The following is a 17,879-nucleotide window of genomic DNA, read 5'->3' on the forward strand; positions in this document are numbered from 1 at the left end:
TGTTCCTCCGGCTCCGGCGCGCACACCTGCCAGACGGCTGTCACGCCTCCGCGCCTGTCAAGGCGGCGGCGAACTCCTCCGGGTCGAAGGGCTGCAAATCGTCGATCTGCTCGCCAACGCCGATGGCGTGGATCGGCAGGCCGAACTTGTCGGCCAGCGCCACGAGCACACCGCCCCGCGCCGTACCATCGAGCTTTGTCATCACGAGACCGGAGACATCGGAGAGCTTCTGGAAGGTCTCGACCTGGCTCAACGCATTCTGGCCCGTGGTCGCGTCCAGAACCAGCAGCGTGTTATGCGGCGCGTCCGGGTCCTTCTTGCGGATCACGCGGACGATCTTGGCCAGCTCTTCCATCAGGTCGGCGCGGTTCTGCAATCGGCCGGCCGTGTCGATCATAAGGAGATCCGCGCCGTCGCGCTGCGCCTGCTCCATCGCGTCATAGGCAAGGCTGGCGGGATCCGACCCCTCCGGCGCGGTCAGAACCGGCACACCGGCGCGTTCGCCCCAGACCTGAAGCTGCTCGACGGCGGCGGCGCGGAACGTGTCGCCCGCGGCGATCACAACGTTCTTGCCGGCTGCGCGAAACTGGCTGGCGAGCTTGCCGATGGTCGTGGTCTTGCCGGAACCGTTCACGCCGACCACCAGCACCACCTGCGGCTTCTTCGGATAGAGCGGCATCGGCCGGGCGACCGGTTCCATGATCCGCGCGACCTCGGAGGCCAGCAGCGCCTTGATCTCCGCCGAAGACAGCTTCTTGCCAAACCGCCCCTCGGCCATGTTGGCGGTGACACGCAACGCGGTGTCGACCCCCATATCGGAGGCGATGAGCAGCTCTTCGAGCTGTTCAAGCATATCGTCATCCAGCGCGCGGCGGACCACCGGTCCGGACTCGCTGCGCCCCATGAGCCGTCCGATCAGGCCCGGGCGCGACGGCGCGGCTTCCGGCACCGGATCTCGGACGGGCGTGGCGGCGGCCGCAGGGACCGAGACGGGGGCGGGCGTCGCATCCGGTTCCGGATCGCGGCTCGGTTCAGGACTCGGGACGTGGTCCGGTACTGGGCTCGGTACGGGCGCAGGAGCCGTCTCCGGCTGGGAGAGGGCTTCGGGCGCGGCCTCGACGCGCTCTTCCTCGCCACCATCCTGCACGATCGCCTCCAGCCCCTCATCGAGCTTCGAGGAGGATTTGAACAGCCGGTCCTTGAGTTTCTTGAAGAATGCCATGTGGTCTTTCCGCTAGGAGTTGCTCCCACCTAATCACAAGCTTGTGCATTTGGAAGACCGGGATTGCCGCATCGCGTGCGGATCAAGGAAGGAAGGCCACGAGAAACAGCGCCTGTGCCGACCAATAGAGCAGCCAGATGGCAAATGGCGTGGCGCGGCGGGCGGGATGCCCCTCCGGCAGGAGAAACAGCTCGGCGGCGAGGATGGCATCCGAGGCGATGAAACAGAACGCTGCAATCAGCGGCAGGGCCGAGGCGCCCGGCGGCAGGGCGAGAGCTCCGAGACCCATGGCAAGGATTATGGCGACATACCCCATGACCGGTCCACGCAGCGCGCCGGTGGCGGGCCAGAGCAGGCGCGCCATGGTCGCGCCGAAACCCAGCAAGAGGAGGATGGGCAAGGTCTGGCCCGACAGATTGGCCGCAGCGGCCTGCCCGTTGGTAACAAAGAGGCCGAGATAGGCGAGATGCGCGGCGGCGAAGGCGATCAGGCCGGCAAGAAAGGCGCGCTCTCCGTCGCGCGAGAGCATCAGGTCGCCAAGCGCGCCGAGCCCGAGGGCAAGCGTGAGCCAGACGGGCGCACCGGCGGCAAGGGCTGCGAGCGCAAGCAGGGCGGTCGAGGCTGTCTTGACGCGTGTTTTCATGCCACTGCTCGCCCGATGGCAAAAGCGGAGCAGGTAGGCGACCGAGGCAAGCGCCGCAAGGACGGCAAGGATCTGGGGCAGCGCAGACATGGCCCTCGCTAACAATTTACCGCCCGCCCTGTCACCCGTTCCGTCACGGCGCTGGAGCGTCGCGCCGGGATCTGGCATGGTCGCACCATGCAACGCCTCTTTGCTCTCGCCCTGCTCGCCCTCCCTGCCCAGGCCCTCGCCGATACCCCGCTTTCAGCGGAGGCATTCGACGCACTGACCCTCGGGCGCACACTGCATTTCTACTCCGAGGGCCGGCCTTATGGCGCCGAGCGCTACGAAGAGAACCGGGAGGTCACATGGACCTTCCTCGACGGCGAGTGCAAGAAAGGGCGCTGGTATCCGCAGGAAGAGCTTATCTGCTTCGTCTACGAGGGCGGGCACGGGCCTCAATGCTGGAGCTTCTTCGCACGCGGCGACGGGCTTCGGGCCCTGTTCGAGGATCGCGAGGGTGAGACGGAGCTCTACGATGCGGGCGAGACCGACGAGCCGCTCTCCTGTCTCGGCCCCAGGATTGGGGTTTGAGCGCAACTGCCCGCGCCAGCGATGCAGCAAGGCGTGCCTTTGTATTGAAAACCTAGTACTGGAAGATGTCGATTCACTGCCCGAAGCGATAGTTCAGGCCGACGGTGAAAGAGTGGTAGTCCGGCGTCGCCTTGGTGGCATAGCCGCTGCTGTCAGTCAGGTCTTCGCTGCCGTAGTTGGTGTATTGATACTCACCCCGCACCAACCAACGTTCACCGATCGCACGCTCAAGACCGATCCCGCCGAGATATCCGATACGGCTGAACTCTTCGGAGATGTCGCCGCCGGCGTCGCGGGCAACGTCATAGTCGAACTGGGCATAGGACGCCCCGGCGAAGCCGTAGACAAGGGTTTCGCGGGCAATTTCGGTTCCGGCGGAGGCACGCAGGGAGAGCGCGTAATCCACGCTTGTTTCGCCATTCCCGTCGGAATTGTCGAAATCGGCGGAGATGGTGCCGCCCGTCGCTGCGGCCTCGACCCCGAGCAACATCGACGCGAGATCCCAGCGATAGCCGAACTGGACGCCGAAGCTGGTGCCATCGGAATCGAAATCTCCAATCTTGTCCTTTCCAGAAATCGTCGGACCGGAAACGCCAACTTCGTCATTGCCGGAAGCGTATCCCAACGATATCCCGGCATAGGCCCCGGCAAACCCGACCGGTCCCGGCGTCGTCCCCTCCACGAACGGTTCTTCGGGGAACGTCTGGATGAGGCCGCCGGCAAGAGCGGGCCCGGAGAACGCGCATAGCACGAGCGCAAGCGCGCGAGGCGTCTTGATCATGTCACTGCCTGTATGTCTGCCTGGTCTTATTTGCAGCTTCGCATCCAAGGGACCGCGCCGCGGGGAAGGCATGTCTGCATGACACCTTCCCCTCAACAAAAAACTATTTATTTTAAACATATTAAGCTGAACTTTTGCAGGTATATGTATTCTAGTTTCATATTCGGGCGGCGGTTCCTCGCATGGCACCAGCCCCTCCACTCCGCAAAGGCGCAGGAAACGGGTCGCGATGGCGACGGCTCCGGCCTAGTCTGGACGCAACGCAGCTCGACAGGTCCCAGATGAACGCTCCCCAATCTTCCTATCACTTTCAGGTCATGCGCCGCGCGCTGGACGAGATCGATGCCGCGACAGAGGCTGGAGAACTGCTGTCGCTTGAAGGGCTGGCGGCGCGGATGAACATGAGCCCCGCACATTTCCAGCGTCTCTTCAGCCAATGGGTCGGGGTATCGCCCAAGCGCTACCAGCAATACCTCACATTGGAACAGGCGAAAGTGCTCCTCCGGGAGAATTTCACCACGTTGGAGGCCGCTGATGCCGTGGGCCTGTCCGGGTCGAGCCGACTGCATGACATGTTCCTCCGCTGGGAGGCGATGACCCCGGGCGATTATGCGCGCGAGGGGGCCGGGCTGGAGATCTTCTGGGGCTGGTTCGAGAGTCCCTTCGGGCCGGCGCTTTTCATGGCGACCGACAAGGGGATCTGCGGCATCGCCTTTGCCGCCGAGACCGGGGCGGAGGCGGCGATGGCCGATATGCTGGCCCGTTGGCCCAAGGCCCGTTTCACCGAGGATCCGATGGCGATGCGCCCCTGGGTGCAGGCAGCGCTTGGTGAAACCGATGGCGAGGCGCGGCTCTATCTCATCGGCGCCCCCTTCCAGATCAAGGTCTGGGAAGCGCTGCTACAGATCCCGACCGGACATGTCACGACCTATTCCGAGATCGCCAATGCCATCGGCAACCCGCGCGCGGTTCGGGCGGTCGGCACCGCCGTTGGACGCAACCCGGTCAGCTGGCTGATCCCCTGTCACCGCGCGATCCGCAAATCCGGCGGGCTTGGCGGCTATCACTGGGGCCTGCCGGTCAAACGCGCGCTGCTGGCCTGGGAATCGGCCCGAGTGGAGGCCGATTGAAGCGCGCACGCTTGGCAAAACCTCGCCAAACCGCATTTCGAGGGGTTCCTCGACGTAGAAAACGGCGTATTACAAAGCCAGAACAAGACCCTCCAAGAGGCACAGAGCATGACATTCCGATTTCCCCTGACCGCCCTGGCCGGCAGCGCGCTGCTGCTTGCCGCCTGCACCGACCCCGCCCAACTCAATCCAGACGCAAACTACACCCGCGACACCGCCTTTGTCGGCGCCGCGCTTGGCACTGTCGCCGGGCTTGGGGCAAGTGGCGGCACGGCCAAGGGTGCGCTGATCGGCGCGGCTGTCGGCGCCGGGACCGGTGCGCTGATCGGCAATCGGATGGACGCTCAGGCCGAAGCGCTGCGCGCCTCGATCTCCAACGACAATATCTCGATTACCCAGGACGGCGACCTGCTGCGGGTGACCATGCCGCAGGACATCCTGTTCGCCGTGGACAGCACGGATCTCAGCCCGACCCTGCAAGGCGATCTCGCCGCACTGGCCAATAACCTGAACCAGTTCCCGAACAGCCAGGCCGAAATCGTCGGCCATACCGACAATACCGGGGATGCCGACTACAACCGCGACCTCTCGGTCCGCCGCGCGCAGGCCGTCAGCGGCGTGTTGGTCAATAACGGCGTCGCCGCCACACGGCTTGCCGCCACCGGTCGGGGCGAGGACAGCCCCATTACCTCCAATCTGACCGAGGAAGGCCGGGCGCAGAACCGGCGTGTCGATATCCTCATCCGGTCGACCGAAGTCTGATCCCGTTCAGGCGCGCCTCTGGTCGAGGCGCGCCCGTCCCCCCCGCACTTGCGAAGTGGCGCGAAAAGTGGTCATCTGACCTGACCAATTCAGCCGGTTCCCAGATGCCCTTCACACCCATCCATTCCGAAAAGCTCAGCAGCGCCGTTGTCGATCAGATCGAGACGCTGATCCTGCGGGGCATTCTCCACCCCTCGGAGCGCCTGCCCTCCGAGCGCGACCTGTCCGAACGGCTGGGCGTATCGCGCCCCTCGCTGCGCGAAGCCTTGTCGGAACTCGAAGCGCGCGGGCTGATCCAGCGCAAGGCTGGCGCGGGCATCTTTGTCTCCGAGATCACGGCGGCCGCCTTTTCGCAGCCATTGATCGACCTGTTCTCGCGCCATGACGAAGCCGTCTTCGACTATCTCGCCTTTCGCCGCGACATGGAAGGATTGGCCGCCGAACGCGCGGCACGGCTGGGCTCGGAGACGGATCTCGCGGTGATATCCGAGATCATGGCGCAGATGGAGAAAGCGCATGAGAACCGCTCAGGCGCGGAAGAGGCGCGGCTCGATGCCGATTTTCACCTCGCCATCGTCGAGGCCAGCCATAACATCGTCATGCTGCACATGATGCGGGCCACCTACCAACTCCTGCGCGAAGGGGTCTTCTACAACCGTCAGGAAATGTTCCGCCAACGTGTCACGCGGTCCGACCTGCTGGGGCAACACCGCGCCATTCATGACGCCATCCGCGCCCGCGATCCCGAAGGCGCACGGATGGCGGTCGAGGCGCATCTCGACTATGTCGAGACAGCGATGCTCGATCTGCGCCGCGCCGAGCATAACGAGGCTATCGCGCGCCAGCGGCTGCAGCACACCAGGGACAGCTGACGCGCGATCCTGTCGGGGTCCCGGCCAGCGCATTCGGCGATTCATCCCATCCATGCTATCTTTTCCTTGGGTAAACCACCCAACCGCCAACGGGCGGATCATTTCAGGGAGGACAGACATGTTTGCCAGAGTGACACATTACAAGATGAAGCCCGGCTCGCGCGCAGCGGCCACCGAGATCATGCACGGCTTGCAAGCCGATATCCTGGCATTGCCGGGAATGGTGCGGTTCATCAACGTAATGAATGATGATGGCAGTGGGCATGTCGTCGCGCTGTCGACGGTCGAAACCATGGATGCCGAGACTGCGAACAAGGTCACCAAGCTCTGGGGCGCGTTTGCCGACCACCTTGAAGGACCGCCGGAACGCGGCTCCTACCACGTCATCGCCGATTGGGCGGTCTGAGGACGGCTGAAAGCGGGACCTGTAAAACGGACAAGGGCCGGCGCAATGCCGGCCCTTGTCCGTTTGTCTGATGTCCAGGATCAGTGGAGCTTGGCGTCCACGACCTTGATGCTGTCGTCGATCAGCGCCGCGGCATCGGCCTTCTTCAGGCCCTTGGCCACGACCTTTGCGGCGGCGGCAACGGCCACGTTGACTGCGGTGTCCCTGACTTCCTTGACCGCGCCCGCCTCGGCAGAGGCGATCTGGTCTTCGGCAGCCTGCAGACGACGCGCAATCGACTTCTCGAGGTCGATCTTGGCCTGTTTGGCAGCCTCTTCACCATCGGCCTTGGCCTGCTGCACGATCAGGTCTGCCTGCTCGGAGACTTCCCGCTGCTTGCGCTCGAAGGAGGCCAGAACCGTCTGGGCTTCCTCACGCAGGGCGCGGGCCTCGTCCAGATCCTTGCGGATCGTATCGGCCCGGTCATCCAGCATCTTGCCGAGCATGCCCGGCACCTTGAAGTAGACCAGAACACCGATGAAGACGATGAAGGCAATCAGGACCACGAAGTCCGTATTGCCGAGCGAGAAGAAGGGCCCCGAAGCGGCAAAGGCCGGTGCGGCAGCGCCCGACAGGGCGGCGGACAGGATGAGCTTGCGCATCATGCGTCTCCCTTGATCTGGGCTTCGACCGCGGCAGCCACGGCCCCCGCATCGACCGGACGGCCCAGCGCGGACACGATCTCGGACGCGGTTTCCTTGGCCACGGCATCGACCGCTATGATCGCGCTGTCGCGGATCTCGGCGATATGGGCTGCCGACTCGGCGGCCTTCGCCGCGATATCGGCATCCGCCTTCGCGGTCGCCACGTCCAGCTCGGCCTTGATCGCGGCACGGGTCTCGCCCGCGATCTTCTGCGCTTCGGCGCGCGCCTCGGCCAGGGCCTTCTCATAGGCCTTCTCAGCCTCGACCGCCTTGAGCTTGAGCTCTTCGGCCGCGGCAATATCGTTGGTGATCGTACCCTTCCGCTCGGCGAGAACGCCGGCGATGCGGGGCAGCGCGATCTTGGTCAGGATGTAGTAAATCGCCAAGATCGCGATGATCAGCCAGAAAATCTGGTTCGGAAAGGTCGCGAAGTCGAGCTGCGGCATACCGGCGCCCTCGGCTGCATGTGCAGCGTCAGCGGCCCCGTGCGCGGCATCGGTCGCGTGTTCCGTAGCTGTGGTTGCGTGGCTGTCGCCTGCCATGCTGTCCTCCTGGATCTGGAAGTTCACCAAGGGGGCCGAGCGGATCGGCCCGCCCCCCTGGCGGCAAGGATCTCAGAAGTTCTCTTAGACGGCGAACATCAGCAGAAGCGCGACCAGGAACGAGAAGATGCCCAGGGCTTCGGCGAATGCGATACCGATGAAGAGAGTTGCGGTCTGGCTGGCAGCCGCAGTGGGGTTGCGCAGAGCGCCGGCGAGGAAGTTGCCAGCAACGTGGCCAACACCGATAGCAGCAGCGCCAGAACCGATTGCAGCCAGGCCAGCGCCGATATGTGCGAGATCGCCTTCCATGATGATTTCTCCTTGCGATTGGAAGTTGATGTTTTTGGTATTCGGGACCTTTGCGCCGTCTTTAATGGGACGGGTGCAGCGCGTCCTTGAGATAGACGCAGGTCAGAATTGTGAAGACATAGGCCTGGATGAAGGCCACGAGGACCTCGAGGCCATAGACCGCCGTGATGGCGAGGATCGAGAAGGGCGCGATGGTGGCGACGGCGGCGAAGCCCGCGAACACCTTGATCACCGCGTGACCGGCCATGATGTTTCCGGCAAGACGAATGGAGTGGCTCACCGGGCGAACGAAATACGAGATGATCTCGATCACCGCGAGGATCGGGCGCAGCGCCATCGGCGCCGAGCTGACCCAGAACAGGCCGAGGAACTTGGTGCCATTGAGAACGAAGCCGAGCACGGTCACCGTCAGGAACACCGCCATGGCGAGGATCGCCGTAACAGCGATATGCGAGGTGGTGGCGAAGGACATCGGCAGCAGGCCGAGGAAGTTCGCGGTCACGATGAACATGAAGAGCGTCATGATATAGGGGAAGAAGCGAACGGCATCCTTGCCGGCCACATCCTCGACCATCTTGTAGACAAAGCCATAGGCCAGCTCGGCGACCGACTGGGCGCGGCTGGGGATGATGGCGCGGCCACGGGTGCCGACGACGAGCAGCAGGACAACAGCGCCGACCGCGAGTGCGAGCCAGAGCGTCACGTTCGTGGGCGTGAGCATGCCGATATGGTCGCCGCCGAAGAGCGGTTCGACCTTGAACTGGTCCATCGGGTGAATCTGGATACCGCCGCCGTGTGCTTCGTCTGCCAACGTCTCAGTCCCTCTTTTCATCGGCGGCTTTCGCCGCTTGCTTACCTTGCGCGGCGGCTTGGGCCACCTGCTTCTCCTGAACATCCGCGGCGGTTCGCATCATCACGCGCACACCGGCCACAAAGCCCAGCAATATGAACAGCACCAGCATGAAGGGCTTCGTTCCGAGCAGAACATCCAACCCAAGGCCGACGCCAAGACCGATTACGATACCGGCCACAAGCTCCGTCACCATCTGCCAGGCCACATTGGCCTGAGAGAGGTCTCCCGTTGCAGAGGTGTCCGTTTCCTCGCCCTTGGCGCGTGCGATCTTCTTTTCGAGCTGCCTGAGCTGCTCGCGCTCGCTTTTCTCCGCCACTGGGGGCCACCCTCCAACAGTTCGCTGCAAGCTAGTCCGGCGGGGCGCTCTGAGTCAATCAGCTATGCTGCAATTGCATTGCCAAACAACTCATTGATTTTGATATGTTTTTACAATTCTCCTGAAACGCTGCCAGCCCGTTAGCGCCCAACAAGCCCGCATCGGCAAATTCAACCATCCGGTTGACATTCCATTCGGGCCCAGTCGTTTGAACCGTCGCAACGCCCCCAGAAGTGCACTGACCGCCCCGCTCCACGCAGCCCGTCGGCGCGCCTGTTTCGGCATCAATCCACAAGTCGCCGCACCGGCACCGCCGCGCGGTCCGACAGGTCACCATACCACGTGGACAGATCACCCGGAGGCCTGCAGACTCTCCATGTTACAAAGGGAGTCTTGCCATGCCGACCCCGAAGACACTCCGTTCGATCGCCACCAAGGGCGCGTGCCTCTCCGTCCCCCTTCCAGCCCTGCTCTGCGCCACCGGCCTAGCTCTGGCCGGGCCCGCTCCGCCTCCACCTGACGGCGCATACATCCTCGCCTTTACCAACAGCGCCACCGCCGCCATGGAAAAGCGGATCCGCGAAGGCGCGCGGGTTTGCTCCGAACTGACCTGGGTCTACCGCCCGGATTGCCTTGCCCAGACCTTCCGTACCGCGTCCCGACTGAATGGCAGCAAGCCGGATTATCGTGACGCCAGGAAGATCCTCGGGCAGGCCGGCAAGAAGCTCGACGCGCTGGTGACCGCCAATCTCGACCCGGCAACGCCGCCGCTCAAGGTCGCCCGAAAGACCTATCGGCCGGTCACGTCAGGCAGCCGCGCGACGGTCTCGAAATCATCCCGCGCCATCGTCCGGGAGACAGAATCCCAACTCCTGCGGTCCGGCAATTCGTCCAAACGGCAGGCGCATTACACCCGCATCGCCGAGGCCGTTTCATCCACAGAGCTTTTGCTGCGCTCCGCATTGCAGCACCCGTTCCGGCGTCTCGCGGCGATGCGCCGTCTCTGGCCCGCGGCCTGATCCCACGCCTTGGCGAGCTTTCGGACGCTCTCCTGTGGTCGGCCTGCCGCGAAGGCGGGCAGGTCCGTCATAGGCCGCTGACACCCGCAGCAGATCACCGGCGCGGGGCAGGCACATCCTCCGGTGCAATTCCAAGCCAGTCATTAACCGCCTGTGCCGCCGGTCCGACGCCACTGCCGGTTACAGAGACCCCAGCCAAAGGGCGCGCCATGGGTCCGGTCGGCGAGTCGAAGACGAGGACCAACCGGCTTGAGGGCTCCCGCCCACGGCTTTGAGACAGCTCGACACGAGCGCCAAGCAGCGAGCGCAACGGTTGCACGTCTTCGTGGTAGCCACGCAATGTCCGGCGGCGCATCCGGACATTGCCGGACTGGCGGTTGAGGATGAGCTGCAGGCGTTCGACGAAGACAAGCATGCAGAGCAGCCCGATTCCGCCGCCGCCGAAAATGTAGACCAGCCCGAACGGATCGCCCCGCATCAGCATCGTGATCCCGGCCCCGGCGAAGAACAGGATGAACAGCGCAAGACCGATGGTCAGAGGCCAGGGCCTGTAATCAAGGACGAGTTGGCTATGTGTCTGGCGGGTGATCTTCATGGCCGGACCGGGCAGCGGGTGAAACGAGTCACAGACTAACCGGCGTTCCGCCAGGAGTCGCCCATCGATCACACGGATTTCGGAGAAAAAAGAGAATCCTGGCCAAGATTGAACGTCAGCCCCCTGAACGAGTCATTCGGTTGCATGCGGGCCTGTTACATGGGCCGTTCAGGGAAGGAAATCGGGGCGAAGGCGATCGGAAAGCAACGCCGTCGCCCCATGTCTCAAAGTGCCTCAGGCCGCCAGCGCCGCAACTTGTGCCCGGGCCGAGGCAACCGTGGCTTCGGCATCGAAGGCAAGGCGGTCGGCACGGACCAGTTCGACCTCCGTCATGCCCAGGAAGCCCAGGACGTGACGCAGATACGGCGTCGCATAATCAATGGGCGATCCGGCCTCCGTACCGCCCGACGCCATGGCGATGATGACCCGTTTGCCGCTCAGCGCACCTTTCGGGCCTTCTTCCGTGTAGTTGAAGGTGACGCCGGCCCGAGCGACGAGATCGACCCATGCCTTGAGAGCCGACGGTATTCCGAAATTGTAGACCGGCAGGCCAATGACGATGGTGTCGGCGGCCTTGAGTTCATCGATCAGCCTGTCGGACAGGGCCAGCATGTCCCGCTGACCCTGCGTGAGGTCATCGGACGTGGCTCCCTTCGTTACGGTCACGAAGCCGTCGTCGATTTGCGGCAGCGGATCGCGCGCCAGATCACGGGCGATCACCGTTGCGTTGGCGAATTTATGGACGATCTCGTCGACGAGTTCCCGGCTGATGGAGTTTTCGAGGCGGGCTGAGCTGTCAATACGAAGGAGTGTCTGGGCGGTCATGGGTGTGTTCCTTGGGTGCGATTTCTGTTGCAAGAAACTTGGACATGTTCCTTTCTGCAATCAACTGCTCAAAATAACCATCTAATGTGCAATTTTGCAAAAAGCCGCCAATGGTGATTTGACCTGGCGCGGTCATGACAGTCCGGTTTGCGGACGAAGCGGGTCTTTGCCGTGATTTTGAGGACATAGCCCGGAGGCCTATGCAGGCACCGCCTAAGGAAGATGGCGCAGCATCATCTGTGCCACACGTTCAGGACCGGCCAGGCCCAGGCAAGATGAGGTGGTACGCGTGGGTCGTACTGACCGTGTCAGAAAAAAAGGGCGCGCAGGTCAACCCTGCACGCCCGCTCCCGGGGGGAGCTCCACCGGCCTAGTTGTCGTCAGGCCCGTGAGTGGAGGTCGATAGCCGCGAAACCAGCGGCGCGCCTTGTGGATTCGCGAGAATGCGGGAAATCAGCTGCCGGTTTCCATCTTCACGCTGCAGGGAAACCAACTGCGTCAGCTGGGCATTCGAATAGAGACCGGGTTCGACACCGGCATTTCGCGCCAGTTGCTCCTGGCTTGCAAAGGCGGGCATCGCGATGACAGCGACGAGCCCGGCAAAAACTGCGGTTCTGGTCATGGTGGTGCCTTTCTTGGGCTGCGGCGCCGTCCCGAGGGAGGAGCGGTCCGGAGCCTCTTGGATGATTTTCAGATGGGAGCGGCGGCGCGAAAAAACAGCTTTCGAAAATTGCATCAATCTGTTCATCTACGCACAACACAATCGCGAGAAGCAGGTTCAAGTGTCATGACAGTGGATACCTGGGACGAAATTCGGACGTCCTTTCACGTCGCCAAGCTGGGGACCGTATCGGGGGCAGCAGAAGCTCTCGGGGTGCATCATGCGACGGTGATCCGGCATGTCGACGCGTTGGAAGCGCGGCTCGGCACCAAGCTTTTCCAACGCCATGCGCGTGGCTACACGCCCACGGAGGCCGGGATGGACCTCTTGCAGGTCGCGGCGGCAACAGAGGATCAGTTCACCCAGCTGGTCGGGCGGATCCGCGGGCGCGGCGCCGATGTATCCGGCGAATTGATTGTGACGTCGATCCCGGCCCTGTCGCAACGGCTGACGCCGCTCCTTGTCGAGTTCATGGAGGAACATCCCGAGATCCGGGTGCGTTTCCTGACCGACCAGCGCCTCTTCAAGCTCGAATATGGCGAGGCGCATGTCGCCATCCGGGCCGGCAGCAAGCCAGACCAGCCGGACAATATCGTCCAGACGCTGGCGCAGGAGCCGATCGGCCTCTACGCCACGCGCGATTACGTCGAACGCCACGGCCTGCTCACCGAAGGCGCGTGGGACGGACACCGCTTCGTCAATACCGACGACCTGAACACACGCGCGCCGTTCTACCGCTGGATGTTCGAGACTATTCCGGCCGAGCAGATCACCTATCGCGCCTCGCAGGCCCGCGCGGTGACCGACGGCATCCTCGCCGGCGCCGGGATCGGCTTCCTGCTGGTACAGGACGCGCAGCGACATCCCGATCTGGTTCAGGTGATGGAGCCAAAACCGGAATGGCGCAGCCACCTCTGGATCGTGACCCATATCGACCTGCACCGGACCGCGAAGGTGCAGACCATGGTTCAGTTCCTCAAGGAAAAGGCAAAGAGCTGGTCGGACGGATAAAACAACCGACCAAACCGTATCGGCTTGATCCGTATCAAGGTGACTTTACGGCAGGAGGCGCAGGCTGATCCCAGGAGGACGAACATGCCGGCAGCCACCTGCAAAACCGATCTCATCGCTGTCACCATGCGGGAATTTGAAAGGCTGACGCGACAGCTGGACGAGATCGATGCGGCCCAGGCTCTGGTTGCCGATGAGAGCGGGATCTCCATAAAGGATATTGTCGGACACAGGGCCCATTGGATCAGCTTGTTTCTGGGCTGGTACGTGGATGGGCAGTCGGGCCGCGAGGTGCATTTTCCAGCGCCCGGCTACAAGTGGAACCAGTTGCCGGCGTATTCCGCCGTGATCCGTTCGCGGCAGCGTGGGCTCGGCTGGCTGGAAGCGCGGGCGCTTCTGGCGGAATATCATGCACAGCTTCTGGCTTTTCTGCAGGTCCGCGACGAGGCGGAACTCTATGGCGGACCGATGAAGGGCGCACGCAATGACTGGACCACGGGCCGCTGGGCCGAAGCCGCCGGTGCCTCGCATTACCGCTCCGCCGCCAAGACCGCCCGGGCGATGCTCAAGGTGAACGCATAACCGCCATCGGCGCCGGCATATTCGTCCTGTATCTGTTGGTCATTGGCCAGGGGCCGGATGTGCGCCTGAACTCTCATGACCAACGCTCAGATCTTGGGAGGTCGCGATGGTCAAACGGGCAATTATCCTGGTTCCGGGGTATCGCAAGATGGAACAGAGAGCTGCACGGGATCAACTTGTCGGCGCGATACAGGATTACAGCGAGGGGTTTGAAGTCCGCCATGCCGGCGATGCGGCGGTGGCTGAGGAGTCCGAAGTGACCGTGTTGACGGCTCGGGACCTCGCGGACGCACGCGAAGTCGAACTGCATGTCATGGAGGCCTACTGGAACGATCTCGTGCCGGATTGGAGCAACGAGGCACCCCTGCGGCGGTTCTGGCGGGCGACATGGCTGCTGTTTTACTGGCTCTGGCCGGGCGGTCTGCTGCTGTCCATCCTGAAGGGAAAAGGCATCTCAAGGCTGTCGGCCTGCGCGCTCGCAGGCGCGGGTTTCCTGCTGTTCCTGTGGTATTTGAGTGTGTTGATCGTGCTGCTCGAGGCCTTCGCGAACAGCAACCTGACAAATTCGGCCGAAATCGACGCCGTCCTTGGATCACATGCCGAGGGATTCCGCGCGATGGCGGCGACAAGCCTGTCCTGCCTGAGCAGTTTCGCGCCCTATGTGATCCTTGTGATGCTGATCGGCCTGGGCAAGCTGAATGCCTTTGCCGACTTTGCAGCCTATACGCGGGCCTATCTGCGGGACGACCCCACGAAACTCGGGGATAGCGGCCTTCGGGCAAAGACCCGCAGCCGGGTGAAGGATGTCCTGAACGAGGTCTCGGATCCAGACGCCGGGTTTGACGAGATCTTCGTCGTCGCCCATTCACTTGGCGGTCCCGTCGCCATGGACGCGCTCGCCGAATACGGCTCGGCCCTGCGTCGGACCACCTTCTTCACATGGGGCACCGGGATCGGCGCGCTGTCGATCCAGGAACCGATCGTTCGCGCAGAGATCGCCAAGTTCTACACAAGCGAGACCCGCCTCAACAGTTGGATCGACATCGTGTTTCAGCATGACCTCGTCGCGAGTATCGTTCCCGTTCCCAAGGGGCAAAAGCGCGCCTTTCCGCCGCCGCTGCGGCTGTCCAGTCCGCGCGGCGCAATCTGGAACCCCGCCGACATGCATGAGCGCTATTACCGCAGCGAAGACGCGATCCGTCCGCTTCTCCTTCCCGCTCCGCCGCCGGCCTTTCCGCCGACGGAATAGCCGTCACTTCCGAAGGTCGATTATCGCGCGCGGCGTCAACCCTCGCCCGCCCCGGAGAGTTCCTGTTCGAGGAAGCGTTCGAAGGCGTCGAGATTGACCGCCTCGAACTGACCAAAGCACTGCATCCAGATCGATGCGTCGCGCAGAGCGTCCGGTTCCAGCTTGCACCATTTGACCCGCCCTCGCTTCTCCTGGCTTATGAGACCGGCGCGGGTCAGGATGGTCAGGTGCTTCGAGATCGCCGCAAGCGACATTTCAAAGGGCTCGGCCACGTCCGTGACCGCCATGTCATCCTCAAGCAGCATCGTCAGAATCTGCCGGCGTGTCGGATCGGAAAGGGCGGCGAAGACGATGTCGAGGGTGGGCTGCATGGCGGGAGCCTACGCTTTCGGCGCGAGGGAGGGAAGTGCGCGGCCATATCAATGCGGTCGCGTCCCGTTGCAGCACGCAAGCCGCCGATGGCTCTCAATCCGGTTGCGGCAAGGCGGTCAGTGTCGCCACTCGCTGCCGCAAGCCGGCGCCTGACCGGTCGTGGCATCGGCACGGAGACCATCCGGCTTGGCGGATCGGGGAAGCAGATCCGCGGCTTGGCCATGGTTTCCTTGACTCCACGCGCTGTTGGGCATAGTGACCGCCTCGATACCCGGGAGTGCATACTTCCGGTCCCTCTTTCTTGGGGGATCGCCACCAGTCAGCGCGTTGCGCCCACTGGTGCGTTTGTCGTTTCGGAACCGGCTACCTACATGGGAGCCACGTGCAGTAAAAATGGCCGAAGGAGGGCCGAGGCATGTTTGAAAATCTGTCAGAACGCCTCGGTGGAGTCTTCGACCGGCTGACCAAGCAGGGCGCGCTCTCCGAAGATGACGTCAAGACCGCGTTGCGCGAGGTCCGCGTTGCGCTTCTGGAGGCGGATGTCTCGCTGCCCGTGGCGCGGCAATTCATCAAGTCGATCCAGGGAAAGGCCACCGGCCAGTCCGTGACCAGGTCGGTCACACCGGGTCAGCAGGTGGTCAAGATCGTCCATGACGAGCTGGTCCACTTCCTGTCCGGCAACAATGAAGAACCCGGCGAGCTGAAGGTCGACAACCCGCCCGCGCCGATCCTGATGGTCGGCCTGCAGGGCTCGGGCAAGACCACCACCACCGCAAAGCTCGCCAAGCGCCTGACCGAGAAGAACGGCAAGCGCGTGCTGATGGCCTCGCTGGACGTCAACCGTCCCGCCGCCATGGAGCAACTTCAGATCCTCGGCAGGCAGGTCGGCGTCGATACGCTGCCGATCATCAAGGGCCAGACCCCGGTCGAGATCGCCACGCGCGCCAAGCAGCAGGCGACGCTCGGCGGCTATGACGTCTACATGCTCGACACCGCGGGCCGCCTTTCCATCGACGACCAGCTGATGGCCGAGGTCGAGGCCGTGCGCGACGTGACGACCCCGCGCGAGACGCTGCTGGTGGTGGACGGTCTGACCGGTCAGGATGCCGTGCACACGGCGGAGAATTTCGACGAGCGGATCGGCATCTCCGGCGTCGTGCTGACGCGAATGGATGGCGACGGGCGCGGCGGTGCCGCCCTTTCGATGCGCTACGTGACGGGCCAGCCGATCAAGTTCGTCGGTCTCGGCGAGAAGATGGACGCGCTCGAAGAGTTCCACCCCGAGCGGATCGCCGGCCGGATCCTCGGCATGGGCGACATCGTCTCCCTCGTCGAAAAGGCGCAGGAAACGCTGGAGATCGAACAGGCCGAGCGCATGATGAAGCGCTTCCAGAAGGGCCAGTTCAACATGAACGACCTGCGCTCCCAGCTCGAGCAGATGCTCAAGATGGGCGGCGTGGAAGGCGTGATGGGCATGATGCCCGGCATGGCCAAGATGAAGAACCAGGTCGCCGAGGCCGGCTTCGACGACAGCATCCTGCGCCGCCAGATCGCGCTGATCCATTCGATGACCAAGAAGGAGCGCGCCGCGCCGCAGATCCTGCAGGCCAGCCGCAAGAAGCGGATCGCGCGCGGTGCGGGTCTGGAGGTCAGCGAGCTGAACAAGCTGCTGAAACAGCACCGGCAGATGGCCGACATGATGAAGAAGATGGGCAAGAAGGGCCTGCTCAAACAAGCCATGGGCGGCCTGTTCGGAGGCAAGGGCGGCGAGGCGGATATGGCCAAGCAGCTCGAAGGCGTCTCCGAGGCCGATATGGCGAAGGCCGCCAAGGCGCTCGGCAAGATGCCCGGCGGCATGGGCGGCATGCCCGGGCTGGGCGGCGGCATGGGCCTGCCCCCCGGCCTCTCCGGCTTCGGCAAGAAGAAGTAATCCCATGCGCACCCCCGTCCTCGAAACAGAGCGCCTGTTCCTGCGTCGTCCGACCCGGTCGGATATCGGCGCGGTCTTCGCACGGCTGAAGGCGGGCGAAGCGCATATCGCGACGGCGCCGCTCTCGGGGGCGCGGGCCCTGGAACAGACGGTTGCCATCGTCTGCCACTGGGATCTCTGTGGCTTGGGCCTCTTTGCCGTCGTGCCGAAGGGCTGCGACGCGCCCATTGGGCTGGCGGGTCCGTGGAAGGCGACAGGCTGGGAACAACCGGAGCTTGGCTTCCTCTTTTTCGATACGGCGGATGCCGACACGCTGGCGCCCGAGGCGTTGCGGTGCGCGCGCCGGTTTTGTGCGAACGTGATCGGCTGGAACGAGATCGTCAGCCATGTGGCGCTGGACGATCGCCGCTCGGCCGCGCTGCTGCGGGCGACCGGGGCAATTGCCGACCCCTTCACGGAGACGGACGCGATGAGCTTCTGTCATCCGGTGCGCAGCTCCAACTGGAGACGCGCAGCATGATCCGGTTAAAACAGCCGGGCGTA

23 protein-coding genes are annotated in these 17,879 nt (G+C 63.6%); 11 read left to right on the forward strand and 12 right to left on the reverse strand.

Going from position 1 to position 17,879, the window contains the following annotated elements; translation table 11 throughout:
- Nucleotides 1-40: 40 nt before the first annotated feature.
- A complete protein-coding gene (gene ftsY, locus R3X27_RS07345) occupies nt 41-1,222 on the reverse strand; it encodes a signal recognition particle-docking protein FtsY (protein WP_317708190.1) in 1,182 nt (393 codons plus the stop codon).
- 82 nt (nt 1,223-1,304) lie between these two features.
- Nucleotides 1,305-1,865: a lysoplasmalogenase gene (locus tag R3X27_RS07350; protein WP_317708191.1), complete on the reverse strand. Its 561-nt coding sequence runs from the start codon at nt 1,863-1,865 to the stop codon at nt 1,305-1,307.
- Nucleotides 1,866-2,042: 177 nt separating this feature from the next.
- Here R3X27_RS07350 and R3X27_RS07355 point away from each other — a divergent pair, with 177 nt between their 5' ends.
- On the forward strand, nt 2,043-2,438 hold the full coding sequence (locus R3X27_RS07355) for a hypothetical protein (protein WP_317708192.1): 396 nt from the start codon (nt 2,043-2,045) through the stop codon (nt 2,436-2,438).
- 73 nt (nt 2,439-2,511) lie between these two features.
- Here the strand turns inward: R3X27_RS07355 and R3X27_RS07360 are convergent, their stop codons facing one another.
- Complete coding sequence (locus R3X27_RS07360; RefSeq protein WP_317708193.1) at nt 2,512-3,219, reverse strand: outer membrane protein; 708 nt, start codon at nt 3,217-3,219, stop codon at nt 2,512-2,514.
- Between the two features lie 281 nt (nt 3,220-3,500).
- Between R3X27_RS07360 and R3X27_RS07365 the strand changes: the two genes are divergently transcribed.
- From R3X27_RS07365 to R3X27_RS07380, 4 genes are all read left to right on the forward strand, one after another.
- Entirely contained in the window at nt 3,501-4,349 is an 849-nt protein-coding gene (locus R3X27_RS07365) for a bifunctional helix-turn-helix domain-containing protein/methylated-DNA--[protein]-cysteine S-methyltransferase (RefSeq protein WP_317708194.1), read from the forward strand.
- A gap of 108 nt (nt 4,350-4,457) precedes the next feature.
- Nucleotides 4,458-5,111 (forward strand): OmpA family protein, encoded by a 654-nt coding sequence (locus R3X27_RS07370; protein WP_317708195.1) that lies wholly within the window; start codon nt 4,458-4,460, stop codon nt 5,109-5,111.
- Between the two features lie 104 nt (nt 5,112-5,215).
- Nucleotides 5,216-5,983 (forward strand): FadR/GntR family transcriptional regulator, encoded by a 768-nt coding sequence (locus R3X27_RS07375; RefSeq protein WP_317708196.1) that lies wholly within the window; start codon nt 5,216-5,218, stop codon nt 5,981-5,983.
- Between the two features lie 118 nt (nt 5,984-6,101).
- Nucleotides 6,102-6,389 carry a hypothetical protein gene (locus R3X27_RS07380; RefSeq protein ID WP_317708197.1) on the forward strand — a complete coding sequence of 96 codons (288 nt, stop codon included), beginning with the start codon at nt 6,102-6,104 and terminating at the stop codon, nt 6,387-6,389.
- 80 nt (nt 6,390-6,469) lie between these two features.
- Here the strand turns inward: R3X27_RS07380 and R3X27_RS07385 are convergent, their stop codons facing one another.
- The 5 genes from R3X27_RS07385 to R3X27_RS07405 all read right to left on the reverse strand — a co-directional run bounded on the left by R3X27_RS07385 (nt 6,470) and on the right by R3X27_RS07405 (nt 9,092).
- Nucleotides 6,470-7,030, reverse strand: a complete 561-nt coding sequence (locus R3X27_RS07385) for a F0F1 ATP synthase subunit B (RefSeq protein WP_317708285.1) — start codon at nt 7,028-7,030, stop codon at nt 6,470-6,472.
- Nucleotides 7,030-7,614, reverse strand: coding sequence for a F0F1 ATP synthase subunit B' (locus R3X27_RS07390; protein ID WP_317708198.1), 585 nt, complete (start codon nt 7,612-7,614; stop codon nt 7,030-7,032). Before R3X27_RS07390 ends, R3X27_RS07385 begins: the two co-directional genes overlap by 1 nt.
- Nucleotides 7,615-7,698: 84 nt before the next feature.
- Nucleotides 7,699-7,923 carry a F0F1 ATP synthase subunit C gene (locus R3X27_RS07395; RefSeq protein WP_068314254.1) on the reverse strand — a complete coding sequence of 75 codons (225 nt, stop codon included), beginning with the start codon at nt 7,921-7,923 and terminating at the stop codon, nt 7,699-7,701.
- Between the two features lie 61 nt (nt 7,924-7,984).
- Nucleotides 7,985-8,755 carry a F0F1 ATP synthase subunit A gene (locus R3X27_RS07400; RefSeq protein ID WP_411572470.1) on the reverse strand — a complete coding sequence of 257 codons (771 nt, stop codon included), beginning with the start codon at nt 8,753-8,755 and terminating at the stop codon, nt 7,985-7,987.
- Nucleotides 8,739-9,092 (reverse strand): AtpZ/AtpI family protein, encoded by a 354-nt coding sequence (locus R3X27_RS07405; RefSeq protein ID WP_317708200.1) that lies wholly within the window; start codon nt 9,090-9,092, stop codon nt 8,739-8,741. Before R3X27_RS07405 ends, R3X27_RS07400 begins: the two co-directional genes overlap by 17 nt.
- A 398-nt stretch (nt 9,093-9,490) precedes the next feature.
- On the opposite strand from R3X27_RS07405, the gene R3X27_RS07410 reads away from it, so the two are divergent.
- Nucleotides 9,491-10,111 carry a hypothetical protein gene (locus tag R3X27_RS07410; RefSeq protein ID WP_317708201.1) on the forward strand — a complete coding sequence of 207 codons (621 nt, stop codon included), beginning with the start codon at nt 9,491-9,493 and terminating at the stop codon, nt 10,109-10,111.
- 94 nt (nt 10,112-10,205) lie between these two features.
- Here the strand turns inward: R3X27_RS07410 and R3X27_RS07415 are convergent, their stop codons facing one another.
- The 3 genes from R3X27_RS07415 to R3X27_RS07425 all read right to left on the reverse strand — a co-directional run bounded on the left by R3X27_RS07415 (nt 10,206) and on the right by R3X27_RS07425 (nt 12,267).
- Nucleotides 10,206-10,706, reverse strand: a complete 501-nt coding sequence (locus R3X27_RS07415) for a hypothetical protein (protein WP_317708202.1) — start codon at nt 10,704-10,706, stop codon at nt 10,206-10,208.
- 234 nt (nt 10,707-10,940) lie between these two features.
- Nucleotides 10,941-11,531, reverse strand: a complete 591-nt coding sequence (locus tag R3X27_RS07420) for an FMN-dependent NADH-azoreductase (RefSeq protein WP_317708203.1) — start codon at nt 11,529-11,531, stop codon at nt 10,941-10,943.
- A gap of 370 nt (nt 11,532-11,901) precedes the next feature.
- Nucleotides 11,902-12,267, reverse strand: coding sequence for a hypothetical protein (locus R3X27_RS07425; RefSeq protein ID WP_317708204.1), 366 nt, complete (start codon nt 12,265-12,267; stop codon nt 11,902-11,904).
- A gap of 57 nt (nt 12,268-12,324) precedes the next feature.
- Here R3X27_RS07425 and R3X27_RS07430 point away from each other — a divergent pair, with 57 nt between their 5' ends.
- The 3 genes from R3X27_RS07430 to R3X27_RS07440 all read left to right on the forward strand — a co-directional run bounded on the left by R3X27_RS07430 (nt 12,325) and on the right by R3X27_RS07440 (nt 15,034).
- Nucleotides 12,325-13,203 carry a LysR family transcriptional regulator gene (locus R3X27_RS07430; RefSeq protein WP_317708286.1) on the forward strand — a complete coding sequence of 293 codons (879 nt, stop codon included), beginning with the start codon at nt 12,325-12,327 and terminating at the stop codon, nt 13,201-13,203.
- Between the two features lie 84 nt (nt 13,204-13,287).
- The gene (locus R3X27_RS07435; protein WP_317708205.1) at nt 13,288-13,785 is read left to right on the forward strand and encodes a ClbS/DfsB family four-helix bundle protein; all 498 of its coding nucleotides are present in this window, start codon (nt 13,288-13,290) and stop codon (nt 13,783-13,785) included.
- Nucleotides 13,786-13,891: 106 nt separating this feature from the next.
- Nucleotides 13,892-15,034, forward strand: coding sequence for an alpha/beta hydrolase (locus R3X27_RS07440; RefSeq protein WP_317708206.1), 1,143 nt, complete (start codon nt 13,892-13,894; stop codon nt 15,032-15,034).
- A 35-nt stretch (nt 15,035-15,069) separates the two neighbouring features.
- On the opposite strand, the gene R3X27_RS07445 is transcribed toward R3X27_RS07440, so the two are convergent.
- Nucleotides 15,070-15,405, reverse strand: coding sequence for a metalloregulator ArsR/SmtB family transcription factor (locus tag R3X27_RS07445; protein WP_317708207.1), 336 nt, complete (start codon nt 15,403-15,405; stop codon nt 15,070-15,072).
- Nucleotides 15,406-15,821: 416 nt separating this feature from the next.
- Here R3X27_RS07445 and ffh point away from each other — a divergent pair, with 416 nt between their 5' ends.
- Together ffh and R3X27_RS07455 are read left to right on the forward strand one after the other, a co-directional pair.
- Nucleotides 15,822-17,336, forward strand: a complete 1,515-nt coding sequence (gene ffh / locus R3X27_RS07450) for a signal recognition particle protein (RefSeq protein ID WP_317708208.1) — start codon at nt 15,822-15,824, stop codon at nt 17,334-17,336.
- A gap of 4 nt (nt 17,337-17,340) precedes the next feature.
- On the forward strand, nt 17,341-17,856 hold the full coding sequence (locus R3X27_RS07455; RefSeq protein ID WP_317708209.1) for a GNAT family N-acetyltransferase: 516 nt from the start codon (nt 17,341-17,343) through the stop codon (nt 17,854-17,856).
- Nucleotides 17,857-17,879 lie beyond the last annotated feature (23 nt).

The organism is Tropicimonas sp. TH_r6 (genome assembly GCF_033101155.1).
Lineage (GTDB): Bacteria > Pseudomonadota > Alphaproteobacteria > Rhodobacterales > Rhodobacteraceae > Tropicimonas.